This is a genomic window from Microbacterium sp. LWH13-1.2, from assembly GCF_038397735.1.
Classification (GTDB): Bacteria; Actinomycetota; Actinomycetes; order Actinomycetales; family Microbacteriaceae; genus Microbacterium.
Window position 1 is genome coordinate 2,501,812 of record NZ_CP151635.1, and the last position, 19,330, is coordinate 2,521,141.

General features: G+C 68.8%; 22 protein-coding genes. 16 read left to right on the forward strand and 6 right to left on the reverse strand.

Annotation, left to right across the window (positions count from 1 at the left end; translation table 11 throughout):
- Position 1 precedes the first annotated feature (1 nt).
- Both MRBLWH13_RS12000 and MRBLWH13_RS12005 read left to right on the forward strand, forming a co-directional pair.
- Positions 2-1,255, forward strand: a complete 1,254-nt coding sequence (locus MRBLWH13_RS12000; RefSeq protein ID WP_341955238.1) for an aminotransferase class V-fold PLP-dependent enzyme — start codon at positions 2-4, stop codon at positions 1,253-1,255.
- Complete coding sequence (locus MRBLWH13_RS12005; RefSeq protein WP_341955239.1) at positions 1,245-2,192, forward strand: PaaX family transcriptional regulator C-terminal domain-containing protein; 948 nt, start codon at positions 1,245-1,247, stop codon at positions 2,190-2,192. Before MRBLWH13_RS12000 ends, MRBLWH13_RS12005 begins: the two co-directional genes overlap by 11 nt.
- On the opposite strand, the gene MRBLWH13_RS12010 is transcribed toward MRBLWH13_RS12005, so the two are convergent.
- A complete protein-coding gene (locus MRBLWH13_RS12010) occupies positions 2,167-3,168 on the reverse strand; it encodes a LacI family DNA-binding transcriptional regulator (protein ID WP_341955240.1) in 1,002 nt (333 codons plus the stop codon). The two genes, MRBLWH13_RS12005 and MRBLWH13_RS12010, sit on opposite strands and share 26 nt — an antisense overlap.
- 163 nt (positions 3,169-3,331) lie before the next feature.
- On the opposite strand from MRBLWH13_RS12010, the gene MRBLWH13_RS12015 reads away from it, so the two are divergent.
- From MRBLWH13_RS12015 to MRBLWH13_RS12030, 4 genes are all read left to right on the forward strand, one after another.
- Complete coding sequence (locus MRBLWH13_RS12015; protein ID WP_341955241.1) at positions 3,332-4,627, forward strand: extracellular solute-binding protein; 1,296 nt, start codon at positions 3,332-3,334, stop codon at positions 4,625-4,627.
- Entirely contained in the window at positions 4,608-5,636 is a 1,029-nt protein-coding gene (locus MRBLWH13_RS12020; RefSeq protein ID WP_341955242.1) for a sugar ABC transporter permease, read from the forward strand. The genes MRBLWH13_RS12015 and MRBLWH13_RS12020 overlap by 20 nt, the downstream gene beginning before the upstream one ends.
- The gene (locus tag MRBLWH13_RS12025; RefSeq protein ID WP_341955243.1) at positions 5,633-6,523 is read left to right on the forward strand and encodes a carbohydrate ABC transporter permease; all 891 of its coding nucleotides are present in this window, start codon (positions 5,633-5,635) and stop codon (positions 6,521-6,523) included. Before MRBLWH13_RS12020 ends, MRBLWH13_RS12025 begins: the two co-directional genes overlap by 4 nt.
- 70 nt (positions 6,524-6,593) lie before the next feature.
- A complete protein-coding gene (locus MRBLWH13_RS12030; protein WP_341958301.1) occupies positions 6,594-8,894 on the forward strand; it encodes a glycoside hydrolase family 3 N-terminal domain-containing protein in 2,301 nt (766 codons plus the stop codon).
- A 3-nt stretch (positions 8,895-8,897) separates the two neighbouring features.
- On the opposite strand, the gene MRBLWH13_RS12035 is transcribed toward MRBLWH13_RS12030, so the two are convergent.
- Both MRBLWH13_RS12035 and MRBLWH13_RS12040 read right to left on the reverse strand, forming a co-directional pair.
- The gene (locus MRBLWH13_RS12035; RefSeq protein WP_341955244.1) at positions 8,898-9,548 is read right to left on the reverse strand and encodes a Type 1 glutamine amidotransferase-like domain-containing protein; all 651 of its coding nucleotides are present in this window, start codon (positions 9,546-9,548) and stop codon (positions 8,898-8,900) included.
- 91 nt (positions 9,549-9,639) lie between these two features.
- Positions 9,640-10,125: an FBP domain-containing protein gene (locus MRBLWH13_RS12040; protein WP_341955245.1), complete on the reverse strand. Its 486-nt coding sequence runs from the start codon at positions 10,123-10,125 to the stop codon at positions 9,640-9,642.
- Between the two features lie 312 nt (positions 10,126-10,437).
- Here MRBLWH13_RS12040 and MRBLWH13_RS12045 point away from each other — a divergent pair, with 312 nt between their 5' ends.
- Positions 10,438-10,785: a hypothetical protein gene (locus tag MRBLWH13_RS12045; RefSeq protein WP_341955246.1), complete on the forward strand. Its 348-nt coding sequence runs from the start codon at positions 10,438-10,440 to the stop codon at positions 10,783-10,785.
- Positions 10,786-10,836: 51 nt separating this feature from the next.
- Here MRBLWH13_RS12045 and MRBLWH13_RS12050 read toward each other — a convergent pair whose 3' ends face one another.
- Complete coding sequence (locus MRBLWH13_RS12050; protein WP_341955247.1) at positions 10,837-11,238, reverse strand: hypothetical protein; 402 nt, start codon at positions 11,236-11,238, stop codon at positions 10,837-10,839.
- Positions 11,239-11,443: 205 nt separating this feature from the next.
- Here MRBLWH13_RS12050 and MRBLWH13_RS12055 point away from each other — a divergent pair, with 205 nt between their 5' ends.
- On the forward strand, positions 11,444-11,650 hold the full coding sequence (locus tag MRBLWH13_RS12055; RefSeq protein ID WP_341955248.1) for a CsbD family protein: 207 nt from the start codon (positions 11,444-11,446) through the stop codon (positions 11,648-11,650).
- Positions 11,651-11,696: 46 nt separating this feature from the next.
- Here MRBLWH13_RS12055 and MRBLWH13_RS12060 read toward each other — a convergent pair whose 3' ends face one another.
- The gene (locus MRBLWH13_RS12060) at positions 11,697-11,861 is read right to left on the reverse strand and encodes a hypothetical protein (RefSeq protein WP_164481753.1); all 165 of its coding nucleotides are present in this window, start codon (positions 11,859-11,861) and stop codon (positions 11,697-11,699) included.
- A 125-nt stretch (positions 11,862-11,986) separates the two neighbouring features.
- Here MRBLWH13_RS12060 and MRBLWH13_RS12065 point away from each other — a divergent pair, with 125 nt between their 5' ends.
- The 8 genes from MRBLWH13_RS12065 to MRBLWH13_RS12100 all read left to right on the forward strand — a co-directional run bounded on the left by MRBLWH13_RS12065 (position 11,987) and on the right by MRBLWH13_RS12100 (position 18,110).
- Complete coding sequence (locus tag MRBLWH13_RS12065) at positions 11,987-12,253, forward strand: Rho termination factor N-terminal domain-containing protein (RefSeq protein WP_341955249.1); 267 nt, start codon at positions 11,987-11,989, stop codon at positions 12,251-12,253.
- Positions 12,254-12,264: 11 nt separating this feature from the next.
- The gene (locus MRBLWH13_RS12070; RefSeq protein ID WP_341955250.1) at positions 12,265-13,335 is read left to right on the forward strand and encodes a YbdK family carboxylate-amine ligase; all 1,071 of its coding nucleotides are present in this window, start codon (positions 12,265-12,267) and stop codon (positions 13,333-13,335) included.
- Positions 13,336-13,372: 37 nt separating this feature from the next.
- A complete protein-coding gene (locus MRBLWH13_RS12075) occupies positions 13,373-14,779 on the forward strand; it encodes an MFS transporter (RefSeq protein ID WP_341955251.1) in 1,407 nt (468 codons plus the stop codon).
- Positions 14,780-14,840: 61 nt separating this feature from the next.
- Positions 14,841-15,536, forward strand: coding sequence for a DUF899 family protein (locus tag MRBLWH13_RS12080; protein WP_341955252.1), 696 nt, complete (start codon positions 14,841-14,843; stop codon positions 15,534-15,536).
- A gap of 29 nt (positions 15,537-15,565) precedes the next feature.
- Positions 15,566-16,348: an endo alpha-1,4 polygalactosaminidase gene (locus tag MRBLWH13_RS12085; protein WP_341955253.1), complete on the forward strand. Its 783-nt coding sequence runs from the start codon at positions 15,566-15,568 to the stop codon at positions 16,346-16,348.
- A gap of 45 nt (positions 16,349-16,393) precedes the next feature.
- Positions 16,394-17,074, forward strand: coding sequence for a hypothetical protein (locus tag MRBLWH13_RS12090; protein ID WP_341955254.1), 681 nt, complete (start codon positions 16,394-16,396; stop codon positions 17,072-17,074).
- Entirely contained in the window at positions 17,071-17,628 is a 558-nt protein-coding gene (locus MRBLWH13_RS12095) for a hypothetical protein (RefSeq protein ID WP_341955255.1), read from the forward strand. Before MRBLWH13_RS12090 ends, MRBLWH13_RS12095 begins: the two co-directional genes overlap by 4 nt.
- Positions 17,625-18,110 (forward strand): hypothetical protein, encoded by a 486-nt coding sequence (locus MRBLWH13_RS12100; protein WP_341955256.1) that lies wholly within the window; start codon positions 17,625-17,627, stop codon positions 18,108-18,110. The genes MRBLWH13_RS12095 and MRBLWH13_RS12100 overlap by 4 nt, the downstream gene beginning before the upstream one ends.
- Here MRBLWH13_RS12100 and MRBLWH13_RS12105 read toward each other — a convergent pair.
- Positions 17,994-19,262: a hypothetical protein gene (locus tag MRBLWH13_RS12105; RefSeq protein ID WP_341955257.1), complete on the reverse strand. Its 1,269-nt coding sequence runs from the start codon at positions 19,260-19,262 to the stop codon at positions 17,994-17,996. The two genes, MRBLWH13_RS12100 and MRBLWH13_RS12105, sit on opposite strands and share 117 nt — an antisense overlap.
- Positions 19,263-19,330: the final 68 nt, after the last annotated feature.

Consider the following 19,330-nt stretch of genomic DNA (forward strand, 5'->3'; position numbering starts at 1 on the left):
CATGACTGACACCCGGCACTCCACCCGCATCGACTCCGCCCTGTTCGAGACCGCCCACGCTCTCGACGCCGCCGATCCGCTCCGCGCCCACCTCGACGCCTTCGCCGACGCACCGGGCGTCGGCGCCTATCTCGACGGCAACTCGCTCGGCCGCCCGCTGCGCGACATCCCCGAGAAGCTCGCCGCATTCGTGCGCGACGACTGGGGCACTCGGCTGATCCGCTCGTGGGATGAGCAGTGGATGGCGCTGCCGATGGAGCTCGGCGATCGCATCGCCGAACTCACCCTCGGGGCCGCCGCCGGCCAGACCGTCGTCGCCGACTCGACGAGCGTGCTGATCTACAAGCTGATGCGCGCCGCCGCGGCCGCCGATGCGTCGCGCACCGAGCTCGTGATCGAGGCGGGCAACTTCCCGACCGACCGGTTCATGGCCGAAGGCGTGGCCGCCGAGACCGGCATGACCGTGCGCTGGATCGAACCCGACCCGGTGCTCGGTGTGCAGATCGGCGATGTGATCGCGGCGATCTCCGAGAAGACGGCCCTCGTCTCGCTCAGCCACGTCGACTATCGCTCCGGCGCCCTGGCCGATATGCCGGGGATCACGGATGCCGTGCACGAGGTCGGCGCCCTCATGATGTGGGACCTCTGCCATTCCGCGGGAATCATCCCGATGCAGCTCGACGCCTGGGGCGTCGACATGGCAGTCGGCTGCACGTACAAGTACCTGAACGGCGGCCCCGGCTCCCCCGCGTTCGCGTATCTTCGACGCGAGCACCAGGGCGTGCTGCGCCAGCCGATCCAGGGCTGGTGGAGCGCCGCCGACATCTTCGCCATGGGCCCGGAGTACGTTCCCGCTGGCGACATCCGCCAGCTCCTCAGCGGCACCCCGCCCATCACCTCGATGCTCGCGATGCAGGGGATGCTCGACCTGATCGAGCAGGCGTCGATCGAGGGCGTGCGCGCGAAGGCCGTCTCACTGACCGATTTCGCCGTCCGCGCGTACGACGAGCTGCTCGCCCCGCTCGATGTGCGGCTGCTGAGTCCTCGCGATGCCGACCTCCGCGGGGGCCACGTCACGATCGGGCACCCGGACTTCCGCGCCGTGACGCAACGGCTGTGGGCAGACGGGATCATCCCCGACTTCCGCTTCCCCGATGGCATCCGCCTCGGGCTCTCGCCGCTCAGCACATCGCACGCTGAGACACTCGCCGGCGTGCTCGCGGTGCGCGCGGCACTGGAGTCGTATGACCGGTGACGACCTCGCATCCCCGGCAGCGACCCCGGCAGCGACCCCGGGCACCGCCGCGGCGCCGGCACCGGACGTCATCGCCGCTCCCGTGCTCGACGACATCGACGCGCGTCCGGGAAGCACGGCGTCCCTCCTCCGCACGATCGTCGGCCTGTACCTGCGTCCGCTCGGGGGATGGATCTCGGCGGCCGAGCTCGTGGCGCTCGCGGACGACCTCGGGATCCCCGCCGCCCAAGCGCGCACGGGAATCACCCGCCTCAAGCAGAAGGGCCTTCTGCTCGCCGAGCGCCGGCACGCGATCGGATACCGGCTGAACCCCGATGCCACCACGATGCTCGAGCGAGGCGACCGGCGCATCTTCGAGATGCGCGAGATGACGGATGCCGACAGCTGGTGTCTCATCTCGTTCTCGATCCCCGAGAGCGCGCGCAGCATTCGCCATCAGCTGCGACGGCGGCTGCAGTGGATCGGCACGGGCGTCGTGTCGCCCGCACTGTGGATCTGCCCCGGGCACCTGCAGGGCGAGGTGCAGGAGATCGTCGACGATCTCGAAGCGAGCGAGTGGGTGACGCTGTTCCAGGCCGGCACTCCGACGACGGTGCGCGCACTGCCCGAGGCCGCCGCCGCCTGGTGGGACCTCGAGTCGCTGTGTGCCGAGCACCTCGCGTTCCAGGCCTCGCTCGCGACGCTGCCGTCCGCGCCGTTCGCGGCATATGTGCAGCTGCTCGACCGCTGGCGCGTTCTGCCCTACGTCGATCCGGGGCTGCCCCCGTCGATGCTGCCCGCCGAATGGCCGGGTCGGCGCAGCGTCGCCGAGTTCCAGAGACTGTCGACAGAGTTGTCGGATGCCGCGTGGCAGCGCGTGCTCGACGTCACCGGGGCATCTGCGCGCAGCGCCCGCGCCGCCGACGCCGAGGTCAGCGAGGCGGCTCAGCCGTCGTAGCCCTCACGACGAGCCGGGTCGGCAGGATCACGTGCATCTCGTCGACCTCCCGGCCGGAGAGCAGCGTGAAGACCATCTCCGCCGCGACGGCGCCGAGCCGGCGCATCGGCTGCTGGATGGTCGTGAGCGGCAGAGCGCGACGCGTGGCCTCAGGCACGTCGTCGAAGCCGACGACGGAGAGATCCGCGGGCACCCGCAGGCCGAGCTGGTGGGCGACGTCGATCACCGCGATCGCCGAGAGATCGTTCGCGGCGAACACCGCGGTCGGACGCGAGTCGGAGCTCAACATGACCCTGGCGGAGTCGCGGGTCGCCTCCAGCTCGTAGCGCCCGATGCCGATCAGGGACGGATCCAGCGGGATCCCCGCGTCGGCGAGAGCGCGCCGGTAGCCGGCATCCCGCAGTCCTGCCGACCGCAGATCGGGGCGTCCGGCGAGGAATCCGATGCGACGGTGTCCGAGCTCGATCAGGTGCCTGGTGGCGGCGAGCGCACCCCCGAAGCTGTCGGACTCGACGGTCGGCAGGTCTGCCCTACCGGTGTGCGGGTCTACGGCGACGACGGGAATCTCGGTGCCCGCGCTCACGACCGTGGGGGTCACCATGATCGCCGCGTCGATCAGCGTGCCCGACAGGCGGCTGAGCGACCTGCGCTCCCATCCGTCGCTCGCGCCGTGGTGCGAACCCGCATACGCGAGGAGGTCGAAGCCCATGTCGTGCATGGCCGTGCCGACGCCCTTGAGGATCTCGGCGCTGAACGGCTCGAAGTCGGCCAGGAGCACCCCGATCACGCCGGTGCGACGCGCACGCATGCTGCTCGCGACGAGGCTCGATTCGTATCCGAGCTCCTTGACGGCGTCCAGGACTCGCTGCACCGTGGCATCCGCGATCCCGTATCTTCCGTTGACCGCCTTCGAGACGGTCGACACTGAGACTCCGGCCGCGTTCGCGACATCGTGGATCGTCGTTCGAGCCCCCATGAGACGCCAGCGTAGCCGGGCTCGAACGAGGATGGAAACTGTTTTCGAAAACGTTTGACGAACCTCGACGGTGATTGGAGACTGCATCCCACTGCGGTCTCACCCGAGCTGCCGCAGGCGCCCGCAGTGACGCGGTGCGCAACTCGATGAGGAGAACGATCACATGAACAGCAGAAGGCTCCCCCTCGCCTCCGCGGTCGCAGCAATGGCCGTCGGAGCGCTCGCACTCTCGGGCTGCACCGCGGACTCGTCCGGCTCCGGCGACGGCGGCGACACCACCATGACTCTCTGGCACAACTCGACGACCGGCCCCGGAGTGGAGTTCTGGGAGAAGACGGTCGCCGACTTCGAAGGCGACAATCCCGGAGTCACGATCGAGATCCAGTCGATCCAGAACGAGGACCTCGACGGCAAGCTGCAGACGGCGCTCAATTCCGGCGACGCCCCCGACATCTTCCTGCAGCGGGGTGGCGGCAAGATGGCAGCGATGGTCAAGGCCGGCCAGCTCAAGGACCTCACCGATGTGATCGCCGGCGGCGCGAAGGACGAGATTCCGGATGCCTCCTACAAGGCGAACAGTCTCGACGGCAAGATCTACGCGATGCCGGTCGCGGTGCTTCCCGGCGGCCTGTTCTACAGCCAGGATCTCTTCGATCAGGCCGGCATCACCGAGAACCCGACCACTCTCACCGAGCTCGAGGACGCCACCGAGGCGCTGAAGTCCGCGGGCATCGACCCGATCGCACTCGGCGCCAAGGACGCCTGGCCTGCCGCGCACTGGTACTACTGGCTCGCGCTCCGCGAATGCAGCTCCGACACACTCGCCAAGGCCGCCGACGAGATGGACTTCAGCGACGACTGCTGGGTGCGCGCGGGCGAGGACCTGCAGTCGTTCGCGGCGACCGAGCCGTTCAACTCCGGATTCCTCACGACGCCCGCTCAGCAGGGCGCCGGCAGCTCTGCGGGCCTGATCGCCAACCACCAGGCCGCCATGGAGCTCATGGGCGCCTGGAACCCCGGCGTCATCGGTTCGCTGACCCCCGACCAGAAGCCGCTGGCCGACCTCAGCTGGTTCCCGTTCCCCGAGATCGAGGGCGGTGACGGCGAGCCGGGCTCGATGATGGGCGGCGTCGACGGGTACTCGTGCTCGGTCGACGCACCGGACGCCTGCGTCGACTTCCTGAACTACCTCGGCACCTCCGCGGTGCAGACCGAGTACTACAAGGCCTTCAATGCCCCGCCGGTCAACACCGTCGCCCAGGAGGCCGTCACCGAGCCGTACCTGCAGGACATCCTCGCGGCGTACAACGCGGCTCCGTACGCGACGCAGTGGCTCGACACCGTCTACGGACAGAACGTCGGCAACGCGCTGAACGTCGCGGTGGTCGACCTGCTCGCGGGCAACAGCGACGCCGAGGACCTCGTCAAGGCTGTGCAGGATGCCGCAGCGAAAGCGTGACACGCGTGCCCGGCTGGAAGTGATCCTTCTGGCCGGGCCCGCCCTGCTCGTCTTCCTCGCGTTCGTCATCTTCCCGGTGCTGATGGCGGCCTACTACGGCTTCTTCAGCTGGCAGGGCTACGGTCCGCCCACCGACTTCGTCGGGTTGAAGAACTACCTCACGATCCTCCAGGATCCGCTGTTCCACGATGCGCTCGCGCACAACGGCTTCATCCTGGTGTTCTCGCTCGTGCTCCAGGGACCGATCGCGATCGTGCTGGCCCTGCTGCTGAATCGCAAGATGCGCGGCCAGTCGCTGATCCGCGTGCTGATCTTCGTCCCCTACGTGATCTCCGAGGTCGTCGTCGGCACCGGCTGGAGCCTGATGCTGCAGACCAACGGCGCGATCAACGCGATGCTGACGAACATGGGCCTGGGATTCCTCGCGACCGACTGGCTGTCGGACCCCGGCATCGCCATCTGGACGCTGATGGCGATCATCACGTGGAAGTACATCGGCTTCGCGGTCATCCTGTTCCTCGCGGGCCTCCAGGGCATCCCCGAAGAGCTGCACGAGGCGGCGGCGATCGACGGCGCGTCGTACTGGCAGATCCAGTGGCGCATCACGCTGCCGCTGCTCGCACCCACGCTGCGCATCTGGGCGTTCCTGTCGATCATCGGCTCGCTGCAGCTGTTCGACCTCGTCTACATCATCTGGGGGCAGTACATCGCCTCCACCGCCGGCACCTCGACGATGGCGACCTACATGGTCTCGGAGGGGCGCAACGCCGGCAACTACGGCTATGGCAACGCGGTCGCGGTCGTCCTCTTCCTCATCTCGCTCGTGGTCGCTCTCATCTATCAGCGAGCGGTGCTGCGCAAGGACACCGATGGCGCGCTCACCGGTGCCTCTGGCCGCCGCACGCGCGGCTCTCGATCGCGCGCGCCGCAGGATGCCGCACCGCAGGATGCGGTCACAGACCCCGCCTCAGGTGCAGACGCCACCACACAGAAGGAGTACGTCCGATGACCGCCACCTCGGTGCTCGTCACCCAGCGCCCCTCGCGTCTCGGACGCTCGGGCCGCAACGCCAAGCCGCGGCTGCCGTGGGCGCATCCGACCGTCTACTTCGTCGCCCTGATCGCCGTCGGGCTCATGCTCGCGCCCATCGCGTACATCATCACCGGCGGGTTCCGCACGAACGCGCAGATCACGACCGATCCGTCGGGGTTCCCGGCACCATGGGTGGTGTCGAACTACCTCGATGTCCTCACCGGAGACGTGTTCTGGCGCCTCGTGGGCAACTCCACGATCGTCGCCCTCGCGACCACCGTGGGCACCGTCGCCCTCGCGCTGATGGCGGCGTACGTGCTCGCGCGCTACCGGTTCGCCGGTCGCGGCGTGCTCTACGCGTTCTTCGCTGCGGGGCTGATGTTCCCTCTGACCGTGGCGATCACTCCGCTCTACATCGTGGTGCGCAGCCTCGGACTCATGAACTCGCTGGGCGGGGTCATCCTGCCGCAGATCGCCTTCGCCCTGCCGACGACCATCATCATCCTGGTGCCGTTCCTGCGGGCGATCCCCGACGAGATCGAAGAGGCCGCGTTCATCGACGGATGCAGTCGCATCGGATTCTTCTGGCGTATGGTTCTGCCGCTCTCCCTGCCAGGGGTGATCACCACCGGAATCCTGGCCTTCATCGGCAGCTGGAACGGCTACCTCCTGCCGCTGTTCATCCTCAACGACGCCTCGGCGTTCACTCTGCCGCTGGGCGTGCAGTCCTTCGCCTCCCAGTACTCGGTCGACACGGCGAAAGTGCTCGCCTTCACCTCACTGTCGATGATCCCGGCGCTGATCTTCTTCAGCCTGTTCGAACGACGCATCGTCGGAGGGCTGACCGGTGCTGTCAAGGGCTGATGCGGTCGCCGTCGCGACATCCCGCGTCGCTGCGGGTGAGAACGAGAGAGAGAACGAGAAAGACAACATGATGCCGCAGTCCGCAGGCCCCGCACCCCGCTCCCCCCGCGTCGAGGCGCTCCTGGCCAGAATGACGCTCGAGGAGAAGCAGTCCCAGCTCGTCGGCTACTGGATCGACCAGGGCGTCGAGGTCGTCGCCCCGATGTCGGGCGAGAAGAAGAGCTCCTCGCGCTATCAGGATGCGTCTGCGAACGGCATCGGCCATCTCACCCGTGTGTACGGGACCAGGCCGGTCGACCCTGTGGAGCGTGCCGCGTGGCTCTGGGCCGAGCAGCGCCGACTTCAGCGGGAGACCCGCCTCGGCATCCCGGCCATCGTGCACGAGGAATGCCTGACCGGGCTCGCCGCGTGGAAGGCCGCGACCTTCCCCACCCCGCTCGCCTGGGGTGCGTCCTTCGACCCCGCACTCGTCGAGGAGGTCGGGCGTGCCGTCGGGTCGTCGATGCGCGCGCTGGGGATCCATCAGGGACTCGCGCCGGTTCTCGACGTCATCCGCGATCCACGGTGGGGTCGGGTCGACGAATGCATCGCCGAGGATCCACTCGTGGTCGGAACGGTCGGCACCGCCTACGTGCGCGGCCTGCAGTCCGAGGGAGTGCACGCGACGCTGAAGCACTTCGTCGGATACTCCGCCTCGAGGGCTGGCCGCAACCATGCGCCGGTGAGCGCCGGGCAGCGCGAGATCGAGGATGTGCTGCTGCCGCCGTTCGAGATGGCCGTGCGCGAGGGCGGCGCGCGCAGCGTGATGAACTCCTACGCCGACATCGACGGCGTGCCCGTGGCCGCCGACCCGCGCTACGTCACAGGCATCCTGCGCGATCGGTGGGGGTTCGACGGCGTCGTCGTCTCGGACTACTTCTCTGTCGACTTCCTGCACAGCATGCACCGGGTCGCTGCTGACTCGGCCGATGCCGCACGAATCGCGATCACCGCGGGGATCGACGTCGAGCTGCCTTCGCCCGACGCCTTCCCGACCCTCGCAGAGCAGGTGCGCGACGGGCGGCTCCCGGTCGAGATCCTCGACACGGCCGTGGGGCGGGTGCTCGCGCAGAAGGAGGAACTCGGGCTGCTGGATGCCGACTTCGACGCCCCTCCGACGGCGATCGACCTGGATCCGGCCGAGCACCGTGCGCTCGCACGTCGTCTCGCCGAGGAGTCGGTCGTGCTGCTGAGCAACGACGGCTCCCTGCCGCTCGCGCCCTCGGCCACCGCGAGGATCGCCGTGATCGGTCCGAACGCCGACAGCGCCGAAGCGCTGATGGGCTGCTACTCGTTCGTCAACCATGTGCTCGCCCACCACCCCGGCACCCCCGCGGGGATCGAGCTGCCGACCGTGGTCGAGGCGCTGCGCGCGGAGTTCCCCCGCTCGGAGATCACGTCGACGAACGGATGCGATGTCGAGGGTGCTGATCGCTCCGGCATCCCCGCCGCGGTCGATGCGGCGGCGAGAGCGGATGTCGCGATCGTCGTGGTGGGCGATCGCGCCGGTCTCTTCGGACGAGGCACGGTCGGAGAGGGCAACGACGTCGAGGACCTCGAGCTCCCCGGCATCCAGCGCGAGCTCGTCGAGGCGGTCGTCGCGACCGGCACTCCCGTGATCCTGATCACCGTGACCGGGCGTCCGTACGTCCTCGACTGGGCGCTCCCGACTCGCGCCGGTGCTGCCGGCACCGTGACCGGCCTCGGCGCGGTCGACGCCTCGACCGTGACGAACGCGGCCGCCGCCGGCATCCCTGCGGCTGTGCTGCAGACGTTCTTCCCCGGCGAGGAGGGCGGCCCCGCGATCGCGCGGCTGCTGAGCGGTCGGGTCGCGCCATCCGGTCGTCTGCCGGTCTCGCTGCCGCGATCGGCGGGAGCGCAGCCGTACTCGTATCTGCATCCCGTGCTGGGCGGGCTCACGGATGTCACGAGCGCCGACTCGACGCCCGTGCGGCCCTTCGGCTTCGGTCTCAGCTACACGACGTTCGCGCACGACGGCCTCGACGCCCCCGCGACCGTCGCCGCGGGCGAGACATTCCGCGCGACCGTTCGGGTGCGCAACACCGGCGGCGTCGAGGCGACCGACGTCGTGCAGCTCTACGCCCACGACGAGATCGCGAGCGTGGCCCGGCCGGTCGCCCAGCTGGTGGACTACCGTCGGATCACGCTCGCCCCCGGCACCGAGGCACTGGTCGAGTTCGACGTGCCGATCGACCGGCTCGCCTTCACGGGCCTCGACGGGGTGAAGCGCGTCGAACCGGGCACGATCCGCCTCTGGGTCGGCGGCGCCTGCGACGACGAGGAGACCGTGGCTCGGCTCGAGATCGTGTGAGCCTCAGCGCACGCCCTCCTCTGCTGCCGCGGGTGCCGAATCGATCACCGTCTCCTGTGCGCCGTCGACGAGCAGCGCTTGATCGTCGTGGAGCGGGAGGAGCCGGTGGCTCGAGCCGTATCTCGCGATCGTCTCGTCGATGAGCGAGGGCGGATAGGGAGCGAGCAGACCGTCGGCGTGCGGGATCACCGTGCGGCCGATCAGCCCCAGGCCCGCGAAATCCGTCAGACCCCGGCCGTCTGCCGGGTCGTCCATGAGCGAGGCGGGAGTGATGTCGGGCCCCACGACTATCGACCCCGCGCTGCACCCGATGTAGGGCATTCCGTCGCGCACCCGCTCGGCGAGGACGACGTCGCATCCCGTGACCTTGAGCGCTTCGAGCAGCGCGAAGGTGCTGCCTCCGGCCACGTAGACGGCGTCGACGCCCGAGAGCGTCTCCGCGAACTCGGATGCAGTGAGATCGCGCACCGTGATGTCGACGATCTCGTGACCGATCGCCTCGATCGCCCGACGCTCGGCGACCACGAAGGGCGCTCCCGCGTACGCGACCTGCGCATCACCGATATAGCCCACCCGTAGCGGGCCGCCGGAGGACGTGCTGTCGAGGAACGCGCGCATCGCGCCGGGATTCAGAGACAGGAGGAGAAGCTTCACGGGCCCATCGTACGGACGGCTTCCGACGTGAAGCGATGAGCCCGCGCGGCGTCTGCACCGATCCATCAGCGCAGACGCCGCGCGGCGCGCGTCAGCCCTTCACCGCGGCGATGAACGCGGCGACGTGCTCCTGCAGCTTGACGATCCGCATCTCGCGAGCGAGCTCGCGGTCGTACCCGTCATAGGCGAGGGGCGGCAGCACTCGGACGTTCTTCGAGCATCCGAATTCCGTGCACACGAGGGTGCCGATGGTGTCGCCCTTGCGGCCGGCGGGACCCGCCTTGCGGGCGACGTACAGCTGCACGTCATTGCGCAGCGTGACGTCCTCGCACCACGAGCACTGAGCCCTCGCGATGACGCGCTGCTCTGCCCGCTGCAGGATCACGCCGGTGAGCACGTCGTCGACCCACGCGACGACGTACGAGCGACGAGGCAGCTTGGGGTCGACCCAGCCGAGGTAGTCGAGCTTCGAGGTGTCGACGTCGGCGAAACCCGGCGGCAGCGTGATGTCGGAGACCTCTTTGCGGGAGGCGTTGATGAAGGAGGCGCGGAGGGTGCGCTCGTCGATGGGACGCATGAGGAGAGTGCTTTCGTGAGGGCCGCCGAGTGCGGCAGAAGGAGGAGAGGTGGCGACATCCGGACGGATGCCGGGTACGACGTATCTCCGGGGACGGGATGTTCCGCCTCCGGCCGATCGTCAGCCTCTGTCCGTGGCGCTGAACGCGCCCACGGCTCCATTCCGCGCTCGACCCGGCATCCGGAGAGCGCTCATCGACAACAGCACCCGGCGAGTCTACGCCCGTTTGTTTCGCACCGTGTCGGCGCGGGTTCCGTCTCGCGCGGCCCCGACCTACTCTTGCCGGAACGTCCGCTCACGAAGGAGACCACCGTGTCCACGCCGCTGAACCACCTTTCGCCCCTCTCGGTGCGTGAGCGTTCTGCGTGCATGTGCCGTCACGGATTCGCCTGCTCCTCGTTCGCCGCGGGTCACGCACTGCACCTGATCCAGGCGCGCATCGCCTCTGCGACGCCGTCCGAGTGGACGGACGCGATCGTCGAGCACGCCGACCCGACGTCTGGCGATCTGATCGTGCGCACGCTCGACGGCACGGCCCACGTGCTGTGGAACGGTGCGGGCGCGGCTCTCGAGGCTCCGGAGGGCACGCCGATCGCCCTGCACGTGCGCTACGGCGTGCTGGCCGTCGGCCGCACGCAGTTCAACGTCGCGCTCTCCTGATCGCGCTTCTTCTCGTCGCCGCGCTCCTCGCTCAACGACCGGGCGAGCTGTTCAGGCAGCCGCCATCATCATGTTCTTGACCGTCATGCAGGCGTCCATGCAGGCCTGGCATGCCTGAGCGCACATCTTGCAGACCTCGCTGCTGTCGGCATGCTGCATGCACTCGTCCATGCACGTCTGACACATGGCGATGCAGGCGTCGAGCATCGCCATCATCGACGCGGGGGTCATACCCTGCATCCGCATCATCGAGCGCATCATGGTGTTGCACATGTCAGCGCAGTTCATGCAGGCCGGCGAGCAGTCCATCATCTGCGTCGAGCACACCGTGCACGCCTGCTCGCACGCCGAACAGGCGTCCATGCACGCCTGCATGACGGACATGTCCATCATCGCCATGTCGGGCATCGACATCATGTTCGAGCGCATCGCGCCCATCATCATCGAATCCATCTCGTACCGCCTCCGTCGTCGGCCGCAGCCGAGGTGAGAGCGGGCAGGACCACCCGCCTGAGGCCAGGTTAGCCGTCGAGATGACCCGCGTCGATGCCCGGTCGCGTCCTGTCACGCGCGGTCGTCGTTGTCAATCCCGTGTGCAGGATTCCGGGCCCGTGCGACGGTGGTCATCCATTGATCGACGGATGAAAGGAATCTCCCCATGAGTGGTGCAGACGACGTCAAGAACGCAGCCGAGAAGGCCGGCGGAAAGATCAAGGAGGGCGTCGGAAAGGCGACCGACAACGAGAGCCTCGAAGCCGAGGGTCGCGCCGACCAGACGAAGGCTTCGGTCAAGCAGGCCGGGGAGAACGTGAAGGACGCCGCTCACAACGTCGGCGACGGCCTGCGGGACGCTTCCAGGGACTGATCCCTAAACGGAGTGAGGCCCGCCGAAGCGGGCCTCACTCCGTGGATCAGCGGGTGCGGTTGCCCGAGATCGATCGGATCAACCAGGCGATGACCGCGATGGCCAGCAGCACCAGTCCGACCCACAGCAGGAACTGCAGGGACTGAACCAGTCCGCCGGTGATCGCCAGGATGACGGCGACGACGATGACGATGATCAGCAGGATGTTCATCGGAATTCCCTTCTTGAGGACGCAGGGGGGGCGCCCGTCTACGGTCAATCAACCTAGACCCGCGCCCCCTGCGCCCCAGAGCCCCTTGACGCGGGGGTTCCCGACGTGCGAGAGGAGCACAGGACATGCCAGGACGCAGGAACAACTCCCTGAAGGACCCGGAGCTGTACGAAGAGCTCCGCAGCGACGGCGCCTCGAAGGAGAAGGCGGCGCGCATCTCGAATGCCGCAGCCAAAGAGGGTCGCAGCACCGTGGGCCGCCGAGGCGGAGAGCACGGCGACTATGAGGACTGGACCGTCGACGAACTGCGCACACGCGCCAAGGAACTCGGCCTCACCGGGTACAGCGGCAAGCGCAAGGCCGAGCTCATCTCGGCATTGCGCGAGCATTAGGGCTGCCCTCCGTGGCCCGGTTCGGCATCGAAGAGGAGTTCGTCTTTCTCGATGAGCAGACTCTCGTCCCCTCGGCCATGACCCCGGCCACCCGAGACCGCCTCACCGATGAGGTGGGCGCGGGCCTCACCCCCGAGTACCTGACCTGTCAGATCGAGTCTGCGACGGCGCCGATCGTCAGCAGAGCGGATGCGGAGGCGCAGCTGCGCCGCACGAGACACCTGCTCGGCACCTACGCCGCCGGCCAGACTGCGATCATCGGGGCGACAGGCACGCCGTTCATCTCCCCCAACCGCTTCACGGTGTCGTCATCGCCGCACTACGACGCCGTCTCGGCCCAGCTCGTCGAGATCACCCGCGAGCACGAGGTCAACGGGCTGCACGTCCACGTCGAGGTCGTAGACGACGAGGAGCGGGTCCGCGTGGTCAACCGCGTGAGCGCCTGGCTGCCGACGCTGCTCGCCCTCACGGGTAATTCGCCTTTCGCGCACGGCAGGGACTCGGGCTTCGCGAGCTGGCGCAGCATCCTCATCCGCCGGCTCCCGTCGTCGTGGAGTCCGCCGCGCTTCCGGGATCTCGACGACTACCAGGCGCACATCGCGCAGCTCGTCACCATGGGTGCGATCGCGGAGGCGAGCTCCCTGTCGTGGACCGTGCGTCTTTCCGAGCGCTTCCCCACGGTCGAAGTCAGGGTGTTCGACGCGCAGCTCACGGTCGACGAGACCCTTCTGGCCGCCGCCCTCACTCGCGCGCTCATCGTGAGCGACGCTCTCGACGACCTGCCCGCCCTCGGCCTCGACGCGATCGATGCGTCTCTGTGGACGGCTGCGCGCTACGGCCCCGAGGCGCTGCTCGTCGACCCGGCGAGCGGCGACACGGCGCCGGTCTGGACGATCGCCGACGATCTCCTCCGGCGACTGCGTCCGACGCTCACGCACCTGGGCGACGAGGACTTCGTCGCGGAAGGTGTCGCGCGCATCTGCACCGAGGGCACCGGAGCCCAGCGTCAGCGCGACGCGTATGCCGAGAACGGAACAGCGGGCCTCCGCGAGCTGTACCGCACGAGCACTGCGACCGGCTGACCGCCCACAGGCCTTCTGGCGGCAGTAGTGTCGGCCTGTGGCATCCTCTCGCTTCGCACCCCTGCAGCGGCTCGTGATCTCGGTCGCCGTGCTCGCGTCCTTCGTGACCTTCCTCGACGGCACGGTCGTGACCGTCGCCCTCCCCGCGATCAGCCGGGAGCTCGGCGGCGGCATCACCACCCAGCAGTGGGTCGTCGACGCGTACCTCATCACCTTGAGCGCGCTGATCCTTCTCGCGGGTTCGGTCTCGGACGCCTACGGGCGCGTCCTCGTGATGCGCGTCGGTCTCGTCGCGTTCGGGGTGGCATCCGTCGCGGTGGCCGCCGCCCCCGATCCGCTGATCCTGATCATCGCCCGCGCGGCACAGGGCGCGGCGGGCGCACTGCTGGTGCCGAGCTCGCTCGCCCTGATCACCGCGACCATGCGCGCCGACGTGCAGTCGAGGGCGATCGGCGTGTGGACCGCGTTCACGACCGCCGCACAGCTCGTCGGGCCCCTGCTCGGCGGGCTCTTCGTCGATTTCCTGTCGTGGCGGTTCGTGTTCCTCATCAACGTCTTCCCGATCGCGGTCACCCTCGTGCTGCTCTCCCGGCTGAAGCTGAAAGAGCACCCGAGCGGCGTACGCGTCGACTGGGTCAGCGGCGCACTGTGCGCGATCGGACTCGGCGCGGTGGTGTTCGCGCTCATCGAGCAGCCCAACATGGGCTGGCAGTCCCCCGCGATCTGGCTGCCGGGCATCCTCGGCGCCGCGCTGTTCGCCTGGTTCCTGGTGCGCCAGCAGCGGTCGTCGGCCCCGCTCATGCCGCTGTCCCTGTTCCGCGTGCGCGACTTCGCGTGGGGCAACCTCGCGACGCTCTTCGTCTACGCCGCACTGTCGCTCAACGGCTTCGTGGTCGGCGTCTACCTGCAGCAGGGGGCTGGGCTCAGTGCCACCGCCGCGGGCCTTGCGAGCCTGCCGATGACGATCCTGATGATCCTGGTGAGCTCGCGCGCGGGTTCGTGGGCCGGGCGCTTCGGGCCGCGCATCTTCATGACCGTCGGGCCGCTCATCATGGCCGCCGGCGCCCTCATGCTGCTGCTCGTCGGCGAGGACTTCGACTACTGGTGGCAGGTGCTCCCCGCCATGATCGTGCTGGGCCTGGGCCTCTCGCTCACGGTCGCCCCTCTCACCTCGGCGATCCTCGGTGCGATCGACGAATCGCGCTCGGGCATCGCGTCAGCCGTGAACAACGCCGTCTCCCGTGTCGCCGGCCTGCTGGTCGTGGCCATGCTGTCCACCATCATCGGCGGCACTCTCGACCTCGCGGGCTTCCACAACGCGGCGTGGGTGACGGCGGCGCTGCTCGTGCTCGGCGGGGTCGTGTCGTGGATCGGGATCCGGCGCAACCCTGCAGAGGACCCGGCGCCCGAGCCGGTCGACGGTGCACCCTCGCCGATCGGTTGACGATGTCAGTGGCCGGGCGCACACTGGGGGCATCGTCTCCCCGAGCATCCGGAGGTCCACCGTGAGCACGACCCAGACGCCCCTTCCGCCCGTCGTCGACGCCGACACGTGGCGGCACGAGCTCGACGCACTCCGCGTGCGCGAGAAGGCCGCGACACGAGAGCTCGATGCGATCGCGGCACAGCGTCGACGGCTGCCGATGGTCGAGCTGCCCGAGTACACGCTGGTCGGCGAAGAGGGGCCGGTGCGCCTGTCCGAGATCTTCGACCGTCACCCGCAGCTCATCGTCTACAACCACATGTGGACGGACGGCAACGAATGGCAGTGCCCGGGGTGCACCGGCTTCACCTCGCAGTTCACCCGCCTCGATTTCCTCGAGAGGTACTACGACGCCCGGTTCGTGATCGTGACGAACGGACCGATCGACGAAGCCCTCGCGTATCGCGAGAAGGTGGGCAACCGGATGACCTGGTACTCGAGCGCCGACAGTCCGTTCGGCGCCGACATGGATGCGGGGCCGAACGAGGGGTTCGGCGTGAACGTGTTCCTGCGCGACGGCGACACCGTCTATCGCACGTGGCACACGAACGGGCGAGGCACCGAGCGGCTGAGTCATCTGCAGGGTCTCGTCGACCTGCTCCCCTACGGCCGCCAGGAGGCGTGGGAGGACTCCCCGGCCGGATGGCCCCAGCACGGCACGTACGATCAGGGGATGGGTTCGAAAGAGGTCGCAGAGCTGTACGGGGCGCGCAGCTGAGGCGGGCGACGGTCGCACTCGTCGCGACGGTGCTCCTGGCTCTCGCTGCGTCCGGGTGCACCACGACCGCCTCCGACGCGACCTCGACCTTCGTTCGGCCACCGGCCGGTGCGGTCCCCGACTATCAGCTCGGCGGCGCCTACGATCCGGCCGACGGTGTCGGCATCGTGGGTCGGGACCGCTCGGATGACCCCGCCGAGGGACTGTACTCGATCTGCTACGTGAACGGTTTCCAGACCCAGCCGGGCGAGCTCGACACCTGGCCCGACGACCTTGTGCTGCAGAGCAGCGGCGAGCCCGTGTTCGACCCCGACTGGCCGGACGAGGCGCTGCTCGACACCTCGACCGACGACCGCCGCGAGCGGATCGCCGACACGGTGGCGCCGTGGATCGAGGGGTGCGCCGAATCGGGCTTCGACGCCGTCGAGTTCGACAACCTCGACTCCTACACCCGCTCCGACGACGCGCTGACCCTCGACGACAACCTCGCCCTCGCGGCACTGCTCGTCGACGTCGCCCACGACGCGGGTCTCGCCGCCGGGCAGAAGAACACGGCGGAAGATGCTGCGGTGCTGCACGAGCGCGCCGGGTTCGACTTCGCCGTGGTCGAGGAGTGCGCCGCCTATGAAGAATGCCCCGCGTTCGCCGAGGTCTACGGCGACGCCGTGATCGACATCGAGTACTCCGACGAGCTTCCGCGCACCTTCGCCGAGATGTGCGCCGACGACGACTCCCCCGCATCCATGGTGCTGAGGGATCGTGATCTCGTCACGCCTGGGCATGAGCAGTACGTGTTCGAGACGTGCCGCTGACCGCTCGGGCCTCGATGCGGCATGCGCTCTCGGTAGGCTGACCCCGTGAGCAAGACGGGGGATCACGACGGCGCCGCGCCGAGGATCGACGTGCGTGCGATCGTGTCGCGCTGGTGGCGCTCCCTCGCCGAGGTCCCCCGATGGATCTGGGTCGCCGCCGCCGCCCTCATCGCCCTGATCCTCGTCGTGGTCGCGATCGGCGGTTTCGCGCAGGCGCAGACCGCCCCGATCGAACTCGGCGCGGACGACGAGGCGCGTGCCTCCGTCTATGCCGTCACCGTGCTCGACGCCGAGTTCACCGACGAGGTCGAGTCCGAGTACCTCGAGGCCGAGCCCGGCGAGAAGCTGCTCGTCATGACGATGCGCATGGAGAATCTCTCCGACGCCCCGATCGGTGTCGGCACGACGGCTGACCGCACCAAGGCAGGCCTCGTCAACACCGACGACCCGCTGATCGAGCTCGACGGAGCAACCGCGACCGACTCGGTGTCGATCTGGCGCGCCGACGGTTCGTCAGGTCAGGTCATCCTGCAGCCCGGCGTCCCGAGCGAGGTCTCACTCGCCTGGACGGTGCCGGACGACGCCTTCCCCGACGGAGTCGTCTCTCTCGACATCCACGAGGTCGAGATCCGCCGCGGCGCGGTCATCCTGTCGTCGAGCGTCGTCACCTGGCGCGCGGCAGAGACGTTCGCACGTATCAGCGTGACCCCGACGGAGGCGCCATGAGACGCGCCCTGCCGTGGATCCTCGGTGGCCTGCTCGTGATCGCCGCGGGCGCGGTCACCGCTGTGACGCCCGACGACGAGTCCCTGGTCGGTCCGACCGTCCAGCGCGGCTCGTTCGGTGACGCGGTCGAATCGCGCACCCTCGTCGCGAAAGCAACCGAGGCGACCTTCGCCGACGAGGTGGCCGTGCCTTCGTCCGACTGGAGCGCCGAGGGCAACTGGCTCGTGGTGACGGTCGTCGCCTCCGCGCCGACCACCGAGCTGGACACCGCCATCCAGCTCGCGACGCTGGTGGTCGGCGATCGGGTGTTCCAGGCCAGCGAAAGGCCTTCGGCGTCGCTGAAGGCTATCCCATTGCGCGTCGGAATCGACACCGCCGGCATGTTCGCGTTCGAGCTGCCGCCCGACGTCGATGCGGGAGCGGCCGAGCTGCGACTGACGACCTCGTATTTCACTGCCGAACTCGACGACCTCGTCGCGATTCCGTTGACGCTCGACGATCTGCCCCGCACGCCGAGCATCGAGCTCACCGACTCCGAGCTGGTCACCCCGTGACCTGGTGGCGCGAACAGCGCACGGCACTCGCCGCCCTCGTGATCGCGGCCGTCGCCGTGGTCGGGGCGACCGTGTGGCTCGACGTCGTCCCGAGCATCCGCCCGACCGACCGGGTCATCGAGGCGGAGTCGACCGTCGACATCGCGGGGCAGACTCTCTCGCTGGGTCCCACCGAGTGGGGCGAGTTCGAGGCCCCGCAAGGATCTCGCACGCTCAGCGTCCGCCTGAGCTCGACCGGAGGTTTCGACGCCTCGGTGTGCGGACCGGCGACGCTGACCGAGACCGACTCGTCCCGTACGTGGGTCAGCTCGCGAGCGGGTCTCGACGTGTCCTACGACGACGGCGAGAGCTCATGCACCATCGAGTCAGATGCGTACCGGATCCTGCTCGTCTTCCTGGTTCCGGATGACGCCGACGGTCCCTTCCGCCTCGACATCGAAGGGAGCGACGCCGACGTCGCCCGCTTCGTCATCGAGCCCTGACGGGCGGGTGTCGAGACCGGCCTGCGGTCGGCCGATCACGCCGTCGTAGGCTGTCGCGACGATCGCTACCCGCAGGGGCTCTGCCAGCGCGGCCACCGCGACGGTGACGAGGGGGAAGAATCCGGCCCAGAACGCCGACTCATGGCCGCCGATGATCAACAGCGCACCTCGGGTGCCCGCCTGCTCGGCGAACCCCCAGGCGGCGTACGCCAACGCATAGACGCCGAAGAGCAGCGGCCCGCCACGCCAGATCACGGTGACAGCGGCCCAGAGTCCTTCGAGTCGCATCACGAGAGTGCGGGCGACGCTCATCGCAGCACCGCGCGCCGCTCCCCCGCCCCAGCGTCCGAACGACGGGGTCGAGTCGAACGTCGTTCCGAAGATCACACCGGCGACCGTCAACCACGCCGCCGGAACGATGAGGGCCGCGATGAGGATGCCGAACAGCCAGGTCGCGCCTTCCCAGACCGCGGCCACGGGCTGGAGGTTCACGGCGAACCAGTCTCCGAAGCCCTGCAGCCAGCCGACTGCCTCGCGATCCGCGAACCAGTCGAGAACGCCGTTCCACCACCGGGCCACCATCGTGAAGAGCATGAAGGTCCACAGCACCTCCGCGTACGTGGCGAGGATGACCGTCCACCGCGGCAGCCGCTCGGCGAAACGGGTGAACAGCAGACGCGCGATCAGGGCGACGACGAGAACGGTCACCGGCAGCACGCCCACGGCGATCAGACCGCCGCGGTCTCCGACCTGCGCGAGGTCGTAACCCGAATCGGCCAGGGCGATCGCGCTCGCGATCCGGAAGAAGTCGATCTGATCGACGTCGAGAAGACCCCATGCGGTGTAGAACGCGAAGAAGGGCAGGATCGCCGCGAGCATGGCCGAGCCGAACTCGCGGATGCCGCCGGCTTCCTCTCTGCGGCTGTGCGGCAGAGAGGGCCGCACCGTGAGGTACATGGCGACGTACGAGACGAGACGAGCGGCGACCGCGAGCGGCAGCAGCAGCAGACCGCCGAGCGTGGTGTGGCCACCGACGAAGCCTGCGAACTCGACGAGCACACGGTGCAGGGCTTCACCGCCGAGGTACCAGGCCATGAGCGCAGGCCAGTGCCTGGCGACGATGCGCCCGAACGTCCGGAGGGCCTGAGACATGTGCCCTACCGTAGCCGGTCGGGGTCGCCCTGCTCACGTCGCGCGGCGCGACCGAGCTCCGGCGTCAC

Bases quoted from the DNA above. Each gene is read 5' to 3' on its own strand.
- MRBLWH13_RS12000 (WP_341955238.1), top strand. From the start codon at position 2: ATGACTGACACCCGGCACTCCACCCGCATCGACTCCGCCCTGTTCGAG.
- MRBLWH13_RS12005 (WP_341955239.1), top strand. From the start codon at position 1,245: ATGACCGGTGACGACCTCGCATCCCCGGCAGCGACCCCGGCAGCGACC.
- MRBLWH13_RS12010 (WP_341955240.1), bottom strand. From the start codon at position 3,168: ATGGGGGCTCGAACGACGATCCACGATGTCGCGAACGCGGCCGGAGTC.
- MRBLWH13_RS12015 (WP_341955241.1), top strand. From the start codon at position 3,332: ATGAACAGCAGAAGGCTCCCCCTCGCCTCCGCGGTCGCAGCAATGGCC.
- MRBLWH13_RS12020 (WP_341955242.1), top strand. From the start codon at position 4,608: ATGCCGCAGCGAAAGCGTGACACGCGTGCCCGGCTGGAAGTGATCCTT.
- MRBLWH13_RS12025 (WP_341955243.1), top strand. From the start codon at position 5,633: ATGACCGCCACCTCGGTGCTCGTCACCCAGCGCCCCTCGCGTCTCGGA.
- MRBLWH13_RS12030 (WP_341958301.1), top strand. From the start codon at position 6,594: ATGCCGCAGTCCGCAGGCCCCGCACCCCGCTCCCCCCGCGTCGAGGCG.
- MRBLWH13_RS12040 (WP_341955245.1), bottom strand. From the start codon at position 10,125: ATGCGTCCCATCGACGAGCGCACCCTCCGCGCCTCCTTCATCAACGCC.
- MRBLWH13_RS12050 (WP_341955247.1), bottom strand. From the start codon at position 11,238: ATGGATTCGATGATGATGGGCGCGATGCGCTCGAACATGATGTCGATG.
- MRBLWH13_RS12055 (WP_341955248.1), top strand. From the start codon at position 11,444: ATGAGTGGTGCAGACGACGTCAAGAACGCAGCCGAGAAGGCCGGCGGA.
- MRBLWH13_RS12060 (WP_164481753.1), bottom strand. From the start codon at position 11,861: ATGAACATCCTGCTGATCATCGTCATCGTCGTCGCCGTCATCCTGGCG.
- MRBLWH13_RS12065 (WP_341955249.1), top strand. From the start codon at position 11,987: ATGCCAGGACGCAGGAACAACTCCCTGAAGGACCCGGAGCTGTACGAA.
- MRBLWH13_RS12095 (WP_341955255.1), top strand. From the start codon at position 17,071: ATGAGACGCGCCCTGCCGTGGATCCTCGGTGGCCTGCTCGTGATCGCC.
- MRBLWH13_RS12105 (WP_341955257.1), bottom strand. From the start codon at position 19,262: ATGTCTCAGGCCCTCCGGACGTTCGGGCGCATCGTCGCCAGGCACTGG.